The following is a 15869-nucleotide window of genomic DNA, read 5'->3' as shown; positions in this document are numbered from 1 at the left end:
TCGAATAGCGCAAACGCGACATTGGCGACATGCTTCGGGCTATCCCGGCGCGGGCCGGCTGACTTCCGGCCGTGTGCCGACCCAACGTATTCCCCGTGGACATGCACGACCTGGCTTCCCGACTGCAAACCCTGATCCGCCCCGGCGACCACCTCTGGTGGGGACAAGCCACCGCCGAGCCGCTGACGCTGACGCGCGCGCTGGTGGCGCATCGCCATGCCATCGCGCGCGGCGGGCGCTTCAGCGTCTTCGTCGGCATCGGCCAGTCGGACACGCTGCAGCCGGAGCAAGCCGATGTCATCGATTTCTTCGGCTATGCCGCCAGCGGGCCGCACCGCCGGCTGGCCAGCGCGGGCGTGCTCGACATCGTGCCGAGCCATTATTCGCACCTGCCGGGGCTGATCCGGCACGGCACGCTGCGCGCGGATGTGGTGCTGGCGCAGGTCTCGCCCGCCGACGAACAGGGGCGTCACAGCCTGGGCCTGGTGCACGAGTACCTTCCCGCCGCGCTCGACCGCGCCCGCGTGATCATTGCCGAAGTGAACCCGGAGGTGCCGTGGACCCACGGCAGCCGTTATCTTACCGCTGACCAGATCGACCTGCAGGTCGAGGCGCTGTACCCGCCCATCAGCCTGGAGCGCAGCGCTGCCGGCCCCGCCGAACAGGCCATTGCCGGCCATATCGCCGGCTGGGTGGAGGATGGCGCGACCCTGCAGATGGGCATCGGCAACCTTCCTGAAGCAGTGGTTGCCGCGCTGCATGACCGCCGCGACCTGGGGCTGCACAGCGGCGCGGTCGGCGACGGCATTGCCGCGCTGGCCGAGGCCGGCGTGCTGACCAACGCACGCAAGCGCATCGATACGGGCATCGGCATTGGCGGCATCCTGATGGGCAGCGAGCGGTTGCGGCGCTGGGCCCATCGCAATCCGCAGCTGCAGCTGCGCGAAACCGCCTACACCCACCATCCCGAAGTGCTCGCCAGCGTGGACAAGCTGACCGCGATCAATTCGGCGATCGAGGTCGACCTGACCGGACAGGTCAATGCGGAAGTTGCCGCCGGCGTCTATGTCGGCGCCGTCGGCGGCGCGGTGGATTTCCTGCGCGGCGCCGCGCGCAGCCGCGGCGGCCTGCCGATCGTGGCGCTGCCGGCCACCGCCAAAGGTGCGAGCCGTATCGTCGCGCAATTGTCCGGCCCGGTCAGCACGCCGCGTGCCGACGCCGGCCTGATCGTCACCGAGCATGGCGTGGCCGACCTGCGCGGCCAGCCCCTGTCGCAGCGCGTGCGCCGCATGCTGGACATCGCTGCCCCCGAACACCGCGCCGACCTGGAGCGCCAGGCCCATGCGCTGCTGCGCCAGTGCGGCGCGGCCTTCGTCGCCCTTCCGGGGACGACGCACACCGACTAATTTGATGATTCACCCGATACCGAATACCAAGGAGACTTCCATGCGCAGAGCTGCAATCGTCACCCCCCTTCGCACCCCCGTCGGCACCTTTGGCGGCAGCCTGCGCCCGGTGCCGGTCGAGGAACTGGCCGCGACCGCCGTGCGCGCGGTGGTGGAACGCAGCGGCATCGACCCGGCGCGCATCGACGACGTCGTCTTTGCCCAGTCGTATGCCAACAGCGAAGTGCCGTGCGTGGGCCGCTGGGCCGCGCTGCAGGCCGGCCTGCCGGTTGAGGTGCCGGGCATGCAGCTGGATCGCCGCTGCGGCGGCGGCCTGCAGGCCATCGTTACCGCGGCGATGATGGTGCAGAGCGGCGCGGCCGACGTGGTGATCGCCGGCGGCGTCGAAAGCATGAGCAATATCGAGTACTACACCACCGATATGCGCTGGGGCGCGCGCTCCGGCAACGTGCGCTTCTTCGACCGGCTCGACCGTGGCCGCGAGCGCTCGCAGCCGGTGGAGCGCTTCGGCAAGATCTCGGGCATGATCGAAACCGCCGAGAACCTCGCGCGCGACTACGGCATCAGCCGCGAAGCCGCCGATGCCTTCGCCGTGCGCAGCCACCAGCGCGCCGCGGCCGCCTGGGATGCCGGGCGCTTCGACGCCGAGATCGTCCCGGTGCAGGTGCCGCAGCGCAAGGGCGAGCCGGTCGCATTTACGCGCGATGAGGGCTTCCGCCCGCAGACCACGGCCGAAAGCCTGGCCAAGCTGCGCGTGCTGATGCCGAACGGCACGGTCACCGCGGGCAACGCAAGCCAGCAGAACGATGCGTCGGCCGCCTGCCTGATCGTCGCCGAGGACAAGCTCGCCGAACTCGGCCTGACCCCGATGGCCTCGCTGGTGGGCTGGGCGGCTGCCGGCTGCGAGCCGTCGCACATGGGCATCGGCCCGGTGCCGGCGGTGAAGAAGCTGCTGGCGCGCCTGAACCTGACGCTGGACCAGATGGACCTGGTCGAGCTGAACGAGGCCTTTGCCTGCCAGGTGCTGGCCGTGCTCAAGGGCTGGGACTGGCAGGACCAGGACGCGATCGAGCAGAAGCTCAACGTCAACGGTTCGGGCATCTCGCTGGGCCATCCGATCGGCGCCACCGGCGTGCGCATCCTGGCCACGCTGCTGCACGAACTGCAGCGCCGCGGCGGCCGCTACGGCCTGGAAACCATGTGCATCGGCGGCGGCCAGGGCATTGCCGCGGTCTTTGAACGCTATTGATGCCGCAGCGGCGGCGTGGGGCCCTGTGCTTGCCGCACGCCCGCCGCATGCTTTGCCCCGCACCAGGACGCCTGAATCATGCCACCGGACCGAGCCCCCCTCACCCGCATCAGCGACATCCCGCGCCACTGGGCCGCGCACACGCCCGGCCATGTCGCCGTGTTCGAGGAAGACCGAAGCACCACCTATGCGCAGCTGTGGGCAGGCATCGGCGACGCGCAGCGCTACCTGCAGTCGCAGGGTGTCGGCACCGGCGACCGGGTGCTGGTGGTGGCCGAGAACTGCCTGGCGGTGGTCACGCTGGTGTTCGCACTGGCGGAGCTGGGCGCATGGCCGGTGGTCGTCAACGCGCGCCTGTCCGAGCGCGAGATCGAGGTGATCCGCGCCCACTGCCACCCGCGGCTGATGCTGTTCACCCACGCGGCCTCGCCGGATGCGCTGCGTCACGGCGTGCGCTATCGCGCCCGCGAAATTGCCCCGGCCGGCCTGGGCCCGCTGATGGCCGGCGCCGTCGACGAGACCGCCACGCGCGAACCCGAAGCGCTGGCGCGCGAGGTGGCCGCGCTGATCTACACCTCGGGCACCACCGGACAGCCCAAAGGGGTGATGGTCACGCACCGCGGCCTGCTGCACTTTGCCGACGTAACCGTGGCCTCGCGCCGCATGCAGCCGGACGACTGCGCCTACGCGGTGATGCCGATGTCGCATGTGTTCGGGCTGGGCACGTTGCTGGTATCGACCTTGCACGCCGGCGCCAGCCTGTACCTGTGCGCGCGCTTCAACGCCGCGGACCTGGCCGCGGCGATCCGCGATGGCGCGATCACGCTGCTGCAGGGCGTGCCGGCCATGTTCAGCCGCATCCTGGCCCACGTGCGGGCCACCGGTGTGCCATTGCAGCCCTCGCCGCGACTGCGCTATCTCTACACCGGCGGCGGCCCGCTCGACCCTACCCTCAAGCGCGATGTCGAGGCGGCATTCGGCCAGCCGCTGCACCACGGCTACGGCATGACGGAGTACGCGGGATCGATGTTCGTGACGCGCCTGGACCGGCCGCGCACCGATTGCGCCGCGGGCGAGATCGTCGCGGGGGCGGACCTGCTGGTGGTCGGCGCTGACGGCAAGCCGGTGCCGCCGGGGCAGCCCGGCGAACTGTGGATCCGCGGGCCGGGCGTGATGCGCGGCTACTACCGCGCGCCCGAACTGACCGCCGCAGCGCTGCGCCCCGGCGGCTGGCTCAACACCGGCGATATCGGCCGCCTGGATGCCGACGGTGCCTTGTTTATCGTCGGACGCACCAAGGACCTGATCATCCGTTCGGGCTTCACCGTCTACCCGATCGAAGTCGAATCGGTGCTCAACACGCATCCGTCGGTGCGGGTGTCGGCCGTGATCGGCCAGCCCGCCGCGGACGGCAACGAGGAAGTGGTCGCCTTCGTCGAGATCCGCGAGGGCGAGCGCTTCGACGCGCCGGCGTTGCATGACTACCTGGTCGGGCGCCTGTCGCCCTACAAGCGCCCCGAGCGCATCGTGCGCGTGGCGGCGATGCCGACCACTGCCAGCGGCAAGCTGCTCAAGCACCAGTTGCGGCAGACGCTCGCGGGCCAGGCGTAGCACGCAGGCGTGCCGCGGTGCTGCTTCAGTCCTGGCGTCCCTGCCCGTCTTCCACCAGCAGGTCCACCAGCTTGCGCGCGAACAGCGGCAAGGCGTCGAGGTCGGCCACGCAGATCTGCAGCTGGCGCTCGGCCCACTCGTCGTCGAGCTGGACGATGCGCAGCGCCATGGCCCTGGCATGGCGGCGCGCGGTGGTCTCGGGCAGCACGGCCAGGCCGACATTGGCCTCGACCATGCGGCACGCGGTCTCGAAATTGCTGACCTGCACGCGCCAGCGCAGGTTGCGCTGCAGGTCCGCCGCGGCCCGCTTCAGAAAGTTGTGGATGGCGCTGTCCTCGGGCAGGCCGATGAAGTCGTAGTCGAGCGTATCGAGGAAATCCAAGCGGCCGCGCTCGGCCAGCGGATGGCTCAGCGCGGTGGCCAGCACCAGCCGGTCGCGCCGGTATGGCATGACTTCCAGCCCATCGGTACGCACATTGCCGGCGATGATGCCGATATCGACGATGCCCTCTTGCACCGCCCGCACGATGTCCGGGCTGAGCCGTTCGTGCATGTCGATGGTCACGTCCGGATGGCTGACCAGGTAGCTGCGCAGCACGGCCGGCAGGAACTCGCTCATGGCGGTGGTATTGGCGAACACGCGCACATGGCCTTTGACGCCCGCCGCGTATTCCTGCAGGTCGCCGCTGAGCTGCTCCAGCTGGCGCAGCACGCGGCGCGCATGGGCCAGCAAGGTCTCGCCCGCACCGGTCACCTTCACGCCCTGGCTGCTGCGGCTCAGCAGCTTGACGCCGACGTGTTCCTCCAGGTTCTTGATGCGCGTGCTGGCCGCGGCCAGCGACAGGTGCGAGCGCTGCGCGCCGCCGGTCAGGCTCTGGGCCTCCGCGATATGCGTGAACAGTTTCAGGTCGACCAGATCAAAGCGCATGACATCCTTCCCGGGCGTAACGACGGATTATCGCGCAAACCGCGTCATGGAACACCCCTGAGCCGCGCCGCGATTCACGCGACCGAGCGCTGCCGCGGCATGGCGCGCCAGCCGGCCAGCCTTCGCGCCGCTTCCAGCGAGACGCCGAAGCGATCATAGAATGCGCTGTCCAGGTCACCGCCGGCCGGCCAGCCGACCCGGCGCCTGGCCTCGGCAAGGCCCGCTTCGCCCGCCATGACGTCGAACAGCAGCCGCATCAGCCGTTGCGTGCGGCACAGGTCGGTCAGCGCGGTCCCCTGCGCGAACAGCGCGCGGCGCAACTGCGCCGCCGACATGCCGAGCCGTTCCGCGATAAAGGCTGCGTTCCAGGCGTACTGCGGCTGCAGGAACACCCGCTTGGCAATGCGGTGATGCAGGCATTCGGAGGGTTGCGCCGGGGTCAGCCCCAGCAGCTCCAGCGTGCATGCGGCCGGCTGGGCACTGCTGCCATCCAGGCGCAGCGCAAACGCCTCGAACGGCTCGAGGGTGGCCTGCTGGCCGGCCAGCAGCACCCGTTCGTAGCCGCGCCGCCGGACCACCACCCTGCCGCGCTCGGCGCCGACCGACAGCGGAAAGGCCAGCAGCAACTGTTGCAGGCTGGCGTGCATGGAAGACTGCAGATGGACATGCATGGCGGAGCGCGAATGGCGGACAGGATCAAGCTGCATGATCGCCGCAATCCGGCGCGCGCGCCTCTGCCATTCCCGAACACTCCGTTCGCCGCCGCCGCATGCCGCGCCGTGTCAGGCGGCCGGAAACGCCTTCACCAGGTGCCGCAGCAAACCGTCCGCCACCGGCGACAAATGCCGGCCGGCGCGCGTCAGGATGTGGATGCGGCTGTTGTTCAGGATGGGATTGGCCAGCGGCAGCGATACCAGCTGCCGCAGTTGCGGCTCCTTCAGCGGCACCGAGCGCGCCGTCAGGATATAGCCCAGCCCCATCGCGGCGTATTCCCACAGCACCTTGAATGAGTTGGTGACCAGCATCGGCTTGAGCGTGATGTGCTCGTCCAGCTCCGCTGCCTGCACATGCTTGCGCACGCCGAACGAACCGGCCAGGAACGCGCCCTGGTGCTGCGCCAGGTCTGCCAGCGTCAGCGCGCGGCGGCGCCGCGCCAGCGGATGGTCCTTGTGCACGTGCGCGCGGATCGGCGACAGCCGCGAATAGTGCGAGTGCAGCCGCGCATCGTCGGGCGGCTGGAACACGAAGCCGATATGGGCCAGGTCTTCCAGCAGCAGCCGCACGGTCTCGTCCGTGCCCGCCACCTGGATGCTGCAGGTGACGTCGGGGTGCTTGCGCAGGAAGCCCTGCAGCACCGGTTCCAGCACCAGGTCGACAAAGCCTTCGCCGAAGGACAGTTCGACATGGCCGCGCTGGGCGTTCTTCAGGTTGTTCACCTCGGCCAGGAAGGTGTCGTTCAGGTCCTGCTGGCGCCGCGCGAACAGCGCCAGCAGCCGTCCCGCGTCGGTGGCGACCACGCCGCGCCCGCGCCGCTCCAGCAGCGCCAGGCCGGTGTCCTGCTCCAGCTTGGCCACGGCGCGGCTGACCACCGAGGGGTCCAGCTCCAGCACTTCGGCGGCGCCGCGCACCGAGCCGGTCTCGATGATCTGCAGCAGGCACAGCGCCCGCTTGCGGTCCAGCACGTCTTCCATGTCTCGGCCTCCTCCGGCGCCGGCGCAACGTTGTCGTTCCTGGCCGCGCCGCGCGATTTCTTATCGTTGCATTTTATACAACGATTTGTCGCTACCGTTGTCATGGTTTCGGCGGGCCCCTGCGGTGAGAATGCGATGAACCACCACCATCCCGATGTCCCATGACCCTCGCCCTGCCCGCCGACCTGCAGTCATCGATCGAGACCCTCGCGCCGGAATTCGTTGCCATCCGGCGCAGGATCCACGCGCATCCCGAACTGGCCTTCGAAGAGCGCCAGACCAGCAACCTCGTCGCCGAACAGCTGGCGGCATGGGGCTACACGGTGCATCGCGGCCTGGGCACCACCGGCGTGGTGGGCACGCTGCGCAAGGGCCACGGCAGCAAGGCGCTGGGGATCCGCGCCGACATGGACGCGCTGCCGATCCAGGAACGGACCGGACTGGACTATGCCAGCACCATCGCGGGCAAGATGCATGCGTGCGGCCATGACGGCCACACCGCGATCCTGCTGTGCGCCGCGCGCTACCTGGCCGAGTGCGCCGACTTCAACGGCACGCTGAACCTGATCTTCCAGCCGGCCGAAGAAAACGAAGGCGGCGCGCTGCGCATGCTGGAGGACGGGCTATTCGAGCGCTTCCCGTGCGACGAGGTCTACGCGCTGCACAACTCGCCGGGGATGCCGGTGGGACAGATCGGCGTGATCGCCGGCCCCGCCATGGCCTCGTTCGACCGCGCCACGGTCACGCTGCGCGGGCGCGGTGCCCACGGCGCCATGCCGCACCATGGCATCGACGTGATGCAGGGCGCGGCCAGCATGGTGCTGGGGCTGCAATCCATCGTCAGCCGCGAGATCGACGCGCTCAAGTCGGCGGTCATCACGGTGGGCGCGCTGCAGGCCGGCAGCACCTACAACGTGGTCCCCGACACCGCCACCATCAAGATCGGCGTGCGCACGCTGGACCCGCGCGTGCGCACGCTGGTCGAAGAGCGCATCCAGGCCTTCGTCACGGCGCAGGCGCAGAGCTTCCGCCTGCAGGCCGAGGTGGTCTACGAGCGCAAGTATCCGGTGCTGGTCAACCACGCCGCGCAGACCGAATTCGCGCGCCAGGCGGCGATCCGGCTGGTGGGCGCGGACAACGTGGTGGAGCGCCCGCCGGTGATGGGCAGCGAAGACTTCGCCTACATGCTCGAGCATCGCCCCGGCGCCTATATCCGGCTGGGCAACGGCCTGGGCGAAGACGGCGGCTGCATGGTGCACAACCCGCTGTACGACTTCAACGACAGGGCCCTGCCGGTCGGCGCCGCATTCTGGGCGCACCTGGCGCAAAGCTATCTGGCCTGAACAAGAATCTGAGGAGACAACCCCCATGGCTACCCTGAACCGCCGCCGCTTCCTGCAACACGCCGGCCTTGCTGCCGGAGCTTCCGTACTGTCCGGCCTGCCGGCGTTTGCGGCCGATGCCTTTCCCGCCAAGGCCCTCTCGCTGGTGGTGCCCTACCCCGCCGGCGGCGCCAGCGATGCGTCGGCGCGCATCTTCGGCGAATCGATCAGCAAGAGCGTGCGCCAGCAGGTGGTGGTGGAGAACTACGGCGGCGGCACCGGACTGATCGGCGCCAACAAGGTGCTGGCCGCGCCGGCCGACGGCTACACCTTCTTCCATGGCTCGATCAACGAGGTGTTCCTGGCGCCGCTGCTGAACCCCGCGGCGCGTTACAAGCCGCAGGACTTCGTGCTGGCCGCGCCGATCAGCGACGCCAATATCGTGCTGATGGTGCGCAACGGCATCGCCGTGGACAGCCTGGACAAGTTCATCGAGTTCGCGCGGCAGGGCAAGGGCAAGTCGCTGACCTACGCCAGCGTCGGCATCGACTCGATCTATCACCTGATGGGCGATGCGCTGGCCGCGCGGCTGGGCGTGCCGTTCCTGCACGTGCCCTACAAGGGCGGCGCGCCGGCGCTGCAGGGCCTTGCCGGCGGCGAAGTCGACTTTGCCATCCTGCCCTACCAGTCCAGCTTCGACAGCATGCAGCAGCAGGGCCGGCTGAAGATACTGACCAGCTTCTCGCGCGCCTTGCCACCGGCGCTCAAGTCGGTCCCGCTGATTTCGCAGAGCAAGCTGGTGCCGGATTTCGAATACACCATCGGCGGCGGCTATTTCGTCAGGCAAGGCACGCCGGCGGACCGCGTGGCGGTGCTGCGCAAGGCCATCGGCGAAGCGCTGGCCAAGCCGGAGATCCGCGTCAAGCTTGAAGCCGAGGGCCGCACCGTGCTGCAGCCAATCGACAGCCAGGAGCAGGCGAACCGGATGTTCGAACAGTACCTGGCCCGCGTCAACAAGCTGATCCAGGGCGTCGGCCGCAAGACCAACGCGGCCTGAGGCGCGGCGAGTTGCGGCGGCAAGGCATCAAGGCGTGCCGTCCGAGGCATCGATCCGGTAGACCCGCCCGCTGTTTGCGGACGTGCCCGGATCGGCCATCACATAGAGCGCCTGCGCGCCATCCACGCCGAACGAGAACACGCTGCCCGGCACCGTGACATTCCAGTCGACCGGTTCGGTCGCGGCGCCATCGCGGTACACGAAGCTCTGCAGCTTGCCGGTGCACAGATCGGAATAGAAGTAGCGCCCCCGCAGCGCCGGGCTGGCGCTGCCGCGGTACACGTAGCCGCCGACGATGGCACAGCCGCCGTCGTCGTGGCCGTACTCGAACACGGGCATGGTCAGTCCGCTCTTGTCGCAAGTGGCGGCGCCCACGCACACGCTGCCTTCAGTCCGGTTCCAGCCGTAGTTCAGGCCCGCGCTGGTGGACGGCGCGACGTCGACTTCCTCGAGGAGGTTCTGGCCGACATCGGCGATATACAGCGACCCGGCGTCGAACGAGAACCGCCACGGGTTGCGCAGCCCGAGCGCCCAGATCTCGCCGCGGCTGCCGGACTGGCCCAGCAGCGGGTTGCCGGCAGGCACGCCGTAGCCCGCCGCGCCGCTGACATCGATGCGCAGCATCTTGCCGAGCAGCGTCGCCGCGTTCTGCGCGTTGCCCGCCGGATCGCCGCCACCGCCGCCGTCGCCCGTGCCGATATAGAGCATGCGGTCGGGGCCGAACGCGAGCTGGCCGCCGTTATGGTTGGAGAAGGTGCCGTGCGGGATCGCCAGCAGCACCGTGCCGGCGGCGTCGGCAAGGTCCGGGTTGGCGGCCGAGACATGGTAGCGGGCGATGGTGATGGCGCCAGCGGTGTCGGTGTAATAGACGTAGAAGCGGCCGTTGGCCGCATAGTCAGGATCGAACGCCATCGACAGCAGCCCGCGCTCGCCATCGGTAGTGGTCAGCGCGGCAATATCGAGAAACGGCGTGGCCAGCAGCGCGCCGTCGCGCACGACACGGATACGGCCGGCGCGTTCCACCACGAACAGGCGCAAATCGCCGGCGGGCGCGGTCAGGAAGATCGGCGCCGAGTACTCGCCGGGCACCTGCGCCAGCGACAACTGCATCGATTCCGGCGCACCGTAGGCCACGCTGGCGGTCACACCCGTGCCAGCGGCCACTGCGACCACCTGCGACGGCAGCTGCGGCTTGCGCAGCGCACTGCCCGTCAGCACGCTGTCTGCGGTGACGGTGTAACTGCCGGGCGCGAGGTTGGACAGCGTGGTCGACTGGGCCACGGCTTGGCGGAACTGGCCCGGCCCCACTACCGTGATGGCCGCGGGGGTCCCGGACGGCAGGCCCGAGATGGCCAGCGTCAGCGAGCCGTTGCCGCCGGCGCCGCCACCACCGCCACCACCGCCACCTCCCCCACCTGTACCGCCTGTACCGCCAGCGTCGCCCGCACCGGCGCTGTCGCCCCCGCCACCACCTCCGCAGGCTGCAAGGCCCAGGCAGCAGGCGATGGCGAATCGGCGAAGCGCGTGGCGTAGTGCGTCGGGCATGGCGTGGCTCCTGTGACGGCCGGGGCACCGCCTGCATGCAGCAGCCGCTGCGCGGCCGCGCACTTGCGCCGGCGTGTCCGGCGGCAGGGGCGCCTTGCCCTTGTAAAGTATGTCATGCGCGCGGCATCGGCCAACCACTGCAGATGCGCTTGAACGCGCGCATTCCGTACAGGCGTAGCTTCCCGCACCAGCGCCGCTATCATCGGTGTGAATCTTTGCCTACAGTAAATGCGGCGGCGGTTGGCGAGTGCCGGCGGCGCCGCCTTCGCCGTCTGGTCGCGCCCCCGGAATACTGCCCGCCCGGGCGCCGCAGGCCCGATGCTGTCGCCCCCGGCACGGGTGCGAGGGCTTCGTCGCAGACCTTCGCCATGGGCAGTTGCTGCCGGGTGCAAGCCAGTGCTGACTACTTCCCTAGACCCCCACGCGGCCGAAGCACGGCCGCGACTGCTCGATACCGTCGACCGCGTATGCGAGACGTGCTTCGGCCTGTTCATGGCGCTGACCTTCGTGGGCGCGGTGTCGGCCGTCGGCGCGCCGGCGGATGCCCCGCGCACGATGTTCTTCACGGCGCTGGGCTGCAACCTGGCCTGGGGGCTGGCCGACGCCGTGATGTACCTGGTGCGCACGCTGACCGAGCGCGGACGCAGGCTGTCCCTGGTCAAGGCGGTTCGCAATGCCGGCGACCCGGGCGACGCCATCGCGCGCCTGCGTGATGCGCTTTCGCCGGCCTTGCGCACGCTGGTCGACGATGCCGAGCTGGAAGCACTGCGAGGCCGCCTCGCCCGCACCGCCGACCTGCCCGCGCGCCCGGCGCTGAGCGCGCAGGATTTGCTGGCAGCGGTCGGGATCTTCCTGCTGGTGGTGCTGGCGACGTTCCCGGTGGCGCTGCCGTTTATCGTGTTCACTGACGTCTCCACGGCGCTGCTGGTATCGCGCGTGCTGACCATCCTGATGCTGTTCGGCGCCGGCATCGCACTTGGGCGGCATGCCGGCTTCGGCGGATGGATCGCCGGTGCGGCGATGACGCTGGTCGGGGTTGCACTGACCATGGCCATCATCGCTCTCGGAGGCTGACCATGCAGGCCGGAGGCAGGGCTGCACGTCCGGCGGCACGGCCGCCCACGCGGGCCGCGCAACTGGCTCCGCGACTGGCCGCACGCGGTCTGGTGCTGGCCGCGGCCATCGCGCCGCTGCCCTTGCATGCCGCCGAAGACAGCGGCACGCCCGCGAGCGCGGAGGCGCCGGCGTGGAGCGGCGGGATCTCGGCTTACCTCAACCTGCCGCGCGGCAGCGAAGCCTATGTCACGGGCATCGCCATCGCCAAGCGCGGCGTCTTGCACCTGGAGGCACGCAGCAACTACGAAGGCATGGATGCGTACTCGTTCTTCGTCGGCTACAACCTTGGCTGGGGCGATGCGTTGCGGCTGGATTTCACGCCGATCCTCGGCGTGGTCACCGGCAGCACGCACAGCGTCGTGGGCGGGTTCGAGGCCACCCTGACCGGCCGCTATGCCGATGCCTATATCGAGTTCGAATACGTGCCGGACGCCGAACCGTCCGGGTACGCCTACGCATGGAGCGAGCTAGCCTGGCGCCCCCGGGACTGGCTGCGGCTTGGCCTGGCAGCCCAGCGCACGCGTGTGCCCGACAATGGCCGCAATCTGCAGCGCGGCGTGTTTGCGCAAGTGAAAGGCAAGCATGTCTCCGGTGCGGTCTACTGGTTCAACCCGGCCGCGCACGACCAGATCGCCGTGGTCTCGGTCGCGCTGAGCTTCTGACGCGGCCCGGGGCGATGCGCGAAACCGGGGACGGTTTTTCCGGGGTGCGGGAATGGACCTGAAGCGCAACACCCAGCTTCACCAACCCGCCGCGCTCGAGGCCCTGCTGGCCGAGGTCCGCGCCTGCCGCGCCTGCGCGCAGCACTTGCCGCTCGGCCCGCGCCCGGTGGTGCGCGCCGGCGCCGGCGCGCGCATCCTGATCGTCGGCCAGGCGCCGGGAACGCGCGTGCACGAGACCGGCATTCCATGGAACGACGCCAGCGGCGAGCGGCTGCGGCAGTGGCTCGGGGTCGACGACGCCACCTTCTGCGACGCCTCGCAATTCGCCATCATCCCGATGGGCTTGTGCTATCCGGGCCGTGGCAAGGGCGGCGACAACCCGCCGCGCCCCGAATGCGCGCCCTTGTGGATGGACCGCCTGCTGGCACAATTGCCGTCTATCGCCCTGACCCTGCTGGTCGGCCAGTACGCGCAACGGCATTTCCTCGGGGCGCGCCGCAAGCCCACGCTGACCGAAACCGTCCGGGCATGGCAGGACTACGCGCCGGCCTTCATACCGCTGCCGCACCCGTCGCCGCGCAACCAGCCGTGGTTCAAGCAGCATCCGTGGTTCGAGGCGGAGGTGCTGCCGATGCTGCGGGAGCGCGTCAGGCTGCTGCTGCGGCCTGGCGATATGCCGCCAGGCTAGGCAGCACGCGATACCTGCCGCGCCGTAGCCTGTCGAGGCGCCTCATTCGCTGGCCGTAAAGCCCGAGGCCGCGACCACCGGCTCCCACTGCGCGCGCTGCGCCTGGATGAGCTTGCGCAAGGCATCTCCCGGCTTGCCGTTCATTTCCATGCCCAGCGCCGCCATCTTGTCGCGCACCGCGGGGTCCTTGACGGCGTCGAGCAGCGCCTTCTCAATCCTCGCCACCGCAGCCGGCGGCGTCCCCGCTGGCACAAAGGCCGAGTACCAGCCGGATGCCGTCTCGAACCCCGGCGCGCCCGCCTCCGCCAGCGTTGGCACGTCAGGCAGCAGTGACGACCGGCGCGTCCCGGTGACGCCGAGGAAACGTATCCTGCCAGCCCGGTACAGTTCCATCTGCCCGCCCACCGCATCGATCCCCAGCGGCAGCGTGCCGCCGATCTCATCGGCCAGCATCATGACGGCGCCGCGATAGGCAGTGGGCAGCAATGGCACGCCAATCGATTTGCCGAGCGACAGCACCCCGAAATGAATACTGCCGCCGAGGGTGACCAGACCAACGCCGCCCTTGTCCGGGTGGCGCTTCACCCATGCCAGGTATTCCGGCATGGTCCGATAGGGCTGGTTGATGCTGGCAGATGCCACCAGCGGCACGTCGGCCAGGTAGGCGACTGGAACCAGGTCCTTGTCGGGGTCATAGGCCAGGCGCTTGTAGGTCAGCGGAAAGATGGTGAATGGCGGCGCGGGGGAAATCAGCACCGTCTTGCCGTCCGGTGGCGCGCGTTTGACGTTTTCCAGTGCCAGCCGCGCCGATGCGCCGGGGCGGTTCTCCACCAGCACAGGCGTGTCGAGCGAAACACGCAATTTTTCAGCAAGCGTTCGCGCGAAAATGTCGAGCGCGCCACCGGCCGCAAAGCCGACGACGATGCGCACGGGCGCTTCGCCGCTGGCGGCGCGGGCCATGGCGGGAGCGGCACTGATGCCCAGGGCCAGGGCCAATGCCAGCGCGGGGGCCAGCCGTTGCAGGGAATTCAGAAATAGCATGCGGGTCACTCCGATTGACGGGCGGCGGCTGCGGTCAGGCAGCATCCAGCTCAGTGTGCGCTTCCAGCGGATAGATGGGGCGGCGCAGGTTGCGGAACGGAAACTGGCTGTAGTCGGAGCTGCAGACGCCGGGGCCGGCCACCAGCACGATCTCGCTGGCGATCGGCTCGAACCCGGCGCGGAAATGCTGGCGCGACTTGATCAGGATGTACTTGCGGCGCGACAGGTCGATGCCCGCGTGCGTGAACACGCCGGTATCGAACGGCTCCTGCGGCTTTTCGCAGATCACCACCAACGTGCCCGCGACATCCAGCACCACGGTGCGGCCCAGGCTCAGCTTCATGCCCGTGAACATCGGGCCGGTGACCTGATAGTTGCCGTCGGTAATGCACTGCACCCGGCCGGTCAGCCGCAGCGGGCGGCCCTTCAGGTCCAGCGCCGGCATGTCGGTCTTGCCGCCCACATCGAGCGTGACGGACTGCCCTACGCCGGCGGCAATCAATTCCACCACGGCGCCCGGATCCCAGAACGGCCCGGCGACCACGCCTTCGAGCCCCTGGCGCAGGACTTCGCCCAACACCGTCATTTCGTCTGTTGGCCCGCCTGCACCACAGTTGTCGCCATGATCCACCAGCACCACCGGACCTTGCGCGAGCGTCTTGGCGCGCGCGATGGATGCTGCCATCGGCTCGATCGGGAAGACGAAATCAGCCCGGCGTTCCCACGCCATGCCGCAGAGCTCATCGAGCAAGCGCCGGCCCGCTTCGATTCTGGTGGTCTCAGCCACGATCACCACTGCCAGGCCCGTATGCGGGATATCGGCAAGCGGAAAGCCACCGAACACTGACGCGTTGAGCACCTCGCCATCGCGCTCGGCCGTGATCGCACGCTCCATGATGTCCTTCATGGGTTGCGCGCGCGGGGTCTGGCGCAGCATGTGAGTCAGCATCGGCAGCGTGCGCCACAGCAACACCGGGCGGGCTTCCCCTTGCAGCGCCGCCATCAGGGTACGGGCGGCGCGCACGCCGGTCTCGTACACATCCACGTGGGGATAGGTGCAATAGCCGGCGATCACGGTCGCATTGTCGACCAGTGCAGCGCTGAAGTTGGCGTGGAAATCGAGCGCAACCGCGATCGGCGTCTCCGGTGCGACGGCACGGATGCGGGCCAGCAACTCGCCTTCCGCATCCGGATAACCCTCGGCCACCATGGCGCCGTGCAAGTCCAGCATCACGGCATCGCAGCCGGCGCGTACCGCCTCCACGATGGTGGCCGCCATCGACTCAAAGGCTTCGGCAGTGACCATGCCGCTGGGCACTGCGTTCGCCATCAACGGCATCACGAACTCGTCGCCCTGGCGCCGGGCGATATCGATGAATGCGGCCGCGGCGCTGTTGGTGCCCTGGCAGGCCCGCACCGCGTCGTCACCGTAAAGCGGGCCGTCAGTGCTGCCGCGGTTGAACGCGCTCAGTGGCGTGGTGATCGGCGAAAAGGTATTGGTTTCATGCCGCATCAGGGCAATGACAAAGCGCATGGACTGGCTCCGACAACGT

14 protein-coding genes are annotated in these 15869 nt (G+C 69.2%); 8 read left to right on the top strand and 6 right to left on the bottom strand.

Annotated elements, in window-relative coordinates:
• Positions 1-101 precede the first annotated feature (101 nt).
• The 3 genes from U9J39_RS13530 to U9J39_RS13520 all read left to right on the top strand — a co-directional run bounded on the left by U9J39_RS13530 (position 102) and on the right by U9J39_RS13520 (position 4266).
• The gene (locus U9J39_RS13530; RefSeq protein WP_116314594.1) at positions 102-1406 is read left to right on the top strand and encodes an acetyl-CoA hydrolase/transferase family protein; all 1305 of its coding nucleotides are present in this window, start codon (positions 102-104) and stop codon (positions 1404-1406) included.
• Between the two features lie 40 nt (positions 1407-1446).
• Entirely contained in the window at positions 1447-2655 is a 1209-nt protein-coding gene (locus tag U9J39_RS13525; protein WP_115712991.1) for an acetyl-CoA C-acetyltransferase, read from the top strand.
• A gap of 78 nt (positions 2656-2733) precedes the next feature.
• On the top strand, positions 2734-4266 hold the full coding sequence (locus U9J39_RS13520) for a class I adenylate-forming enzyme family protein (RefSeq protein ID WP_326347282.1): 1533 nt from the start codon (positions 2734-2736) through the stop codon (positions 4264-4266).
• Between the two features lie 25 nt (positions 4267-4291).
• Here U9J39_RS13520 and U9J39_RS13515 read toward each other — a convergent pair whose 3' ends face one another.
• From U9J39_RS13515 to U9J39_RS13505, 3 genes are all read right to left on the bottom strand, one after another.
• A complete protein-coding gene (locus U9J39_RS13515) occupies positions 4292-5194 on the bottom strand; it encodes a LysR family transcriptional regulator (protein ID WP_326347281.1) in 903 nt (300 codons plus the stop codon).
• A 74-nt stretch (positions 5195-5268) separates the two neighbouring features.
• The gene (locus U9J39_RS13510; RefSeq protein WP_326347280.1) at positions 5269-5841 is read right to left on the bottom strand and encodes an AraC family transcriptional regulator; all 573 of its coding nucleotides are present in this window, start codon (positions 5839-5841) and stop codon (positions 5269-5271) included.
• A 135-nt stretch (positions 5842-5976) separates the two neighbouring features.
• The gene (locus U9J39_RS13505; RefSeq protein ID WP_115712989.1) at positions 5977-6885 is read right to left on the bottom strand and encodes a LysR family transcriptional regulator; all 909 of its coding nucleotides are present in this window, start codon (positions 6883-6885) and stop codon (positions 5977-5979) included.
• 161 nt (positions 6886-7046) lie between these two features.
• Between U9J39_RS13505 and U9J39_RS13500 the strand changes: the two genes are divergently transcribed.
• Positions 7047-8228 (top strand): M20 aminoacylase family protein, encoded by a 1182-nt coding sequence (locus U9J39_RS13500; RefSeq protein WP_116314596.1) that lies wholly within the window; start codon positions 7047-7049, stop codon positions 8226-8228.
• Positions 8229-8253: 25 nt separating this feature from the next.
• On the top strand, positions 8254-9264 hold the full coding sequence (locus U9J39_RS13495) for a tripartite tricarboxylate transporter substrate binding protein (protein WP_326347279.1): 1011 nt from the start codon (positions 8254-8256) through the stop codon (positions 9262-9264).
• Between the two features lie 27 nt (positions 9265-9291).
• Here U9J39_RS13495 and U9J39_RS13490 read toward each other — a convergent pair whose 3' ends face one another.
• Positions 9292-10809 carry a PQQ-dependent sugar dehydrogenase gene (locus U9J39_RS13490; protein ID WP_326347278.1) on the bottom strand — a complete coding sequence of 506 codons (1518 nt, stop codon included), beginning with the start codon at positions 10807-10809 and terminating at the stop codon, positions 9292-9294.
• A gap of 396 nt (positions 10810-11205) precedes the next feature.
• Between U9J39_RS13490 and U9J39_RS13485 the strand changes: the two genes are divergently transcribed.
• The 3 genes from U9J39_RS13485 to U9J39_RS13475 are packed head-to-tail and all read left to right on the top strand — an operon-like array spanning position 11206 to position 13275.
• Entirely contained in the window at positions 11206-11883 is a 678-nt protein-coding gene (locus U9J39_RS13485; protein ID WP_116314598.1) for a hypothetical protein, read from the top strand.
• Positions 11884-11885: 2 nt separating this feature from the next.
• Positions 11886-12587 carry a hypothetical protein gene (locus U9J39_RS13480; RefSeq protein WP_326347277.1) on the top strand — a complete coding sequence of 234 codons (702 nt, stop codon included), beginning with the start codon at positions 11886-11888 and terminating at the stop codon, positions 12585-12587.
• Between the two features lie 52 nt (positions 12588-12639).
• Positions 12640-13275 carry a uracil-DNA glycosylase family protein gene (locus U9J39_RS13475; RefSeq protein ID WP_326347276.1) on the top strand — a complete coding sequence of 212 codons (636 nt, stop codon included), beginning with the start codon at positions 12640-12642 and terminating at the stop codon, positions 13273-13275.
• A 42-nt stretch (positions 13276-13317) separates the two neighbouring features.
• Here the strand turns inward: U9J39_RS13475 and U9J39_RS13470 are convergent, their stop codons facing one another.
• Positions 13318-14316: a tripartite tricarboxylate transporter substrate-binding protein gene (locus U9J39_RS13470; RefSeq protein WP_115712983.1), complete on the bottom strand. Its 999-nt coding sequence runs from the start codon at positions 14314-14316 to the stop codon at positions 13318-13320.
• Positions 14317-14350: 34 nt separating this feature from the next.
• On the bottom strand, positions 14351-15850 hold the full coding sequence (locus U9J39_RS13465; RefSeq protein ID WP_326347275.1) for a M81 family metallopeptidase: 1500 nt from the start codon (positions 15848-15850) through the stop codon (positions 14351-14353).
• Positions 15851-15869 lie beyond the last annotated feature (19 nt).

This window comes from Cupriavidus sp. SS-3 (genome assembly GCF_035818815.1).
GTDB classification, from domain to species: domain Bacteria; phylum Pseudomonadota; class Gammaproteobacteria; order Burkholderiales; family Burkholderiaceae; genus Cupriavidus; species Cupriavidus taiwanensis_C.
This window is presented reverse-complemented; position numbering and strand designations above follow the sequence as displayed.

Bases quoted from the DNA above. Each gene is read 5' to 3' on its own strand.
- U9J39_RS13470 (WP_115712983.1), bottom strand. From the start codon at position 14,316: ATGCTATTTCTGAATTCCCTGCAACGGCTGGCCCCCGCGCTGGCATTG.
- U9J39_RS13475 (WP_326347276.1), top strand. From the start codon at position 12,640: ATGGACCTGAAGCGCAACACCCAGCTTCACCAACCCGCCGCGCTCGAG.
- U9J39_RS13520 (WP_326347282.1), top strand. From the start codon at position 2,734: ATGCCACCGGACCGAGCCCCCCTCACCCGCATCAGCGACATCCCGCGC.
- U9J39_RS13490 (WP_326347278.1), bottom strand. From the start codon at position 10,809: ATGCCCGACGCACTACGCCACGCGCTTCGCCGATTCGCCATCGCCTGC.
- U9J39_RS13530 (WP_116314594.1), top strand. From the start codon at position 102: ATGCACGACCTGGCTTCCCGACTGCAAACCCTGATCCGCCCCGGCGAC.
- U9J39_RS13495 (WP_326347279.1), top strand. From the start codon at position 8,254: ATGGCTACCCTGAACCGCCGCCGCTTCCTGCAACACGCCGGCCTTGCT.
- U9J39_RS13465 (WP_326347275.1), bottom strand. From the start codon at position 15,850: ATGCGCTTTGTCATTGCCCTGATGCGGCATGAAACCAATACCTTTTCG.
- U9J39_RS13480 (WP_326347277.1), top strand. From the start codon at position 11,886: ATGCAGGCCGGAGGCAGGGCTGCACGTCCGGCGGCACGGCCGCCCACG.
- U9J39_RS13510 (WP_326347280.1), bottom strand. From the start codon at position 5,841: ATGCACGCCAGCCTGCAACAGTTGCTGCTGGCCTTTCCGCTGTCGGTC.
- U9J39_RS13525 (WP_115712991.1), top strand. From the start codon at position 1,447: ATGCGCAGAGCTGCAATCGTCACCCCCCTTCGCACCCCCGTCGGCACC.
- U9J39_RS13500 (WP_116314596.1), top strand. From the start codon at position 7,047: ATGACCCTCGCCCTGCCCGCCGACCTGCAGTCATCGATCGAGACCCTC.
- U9J39_RS13505 (WP_115712989.1), bottom strand. From the start codon at position 6,885: ATGGAAGACGTGCTGGACCGCAAGCGGGCGCTGTGCCTGCTGCAGATC.
- U9J39_RS13515 (WP_326347281.1), bottom strand. From the start codon at position 5,194: ATGCGCTTTGATCTGGTCGACCTGAAACTGTTCACGCATATCGCGGAG.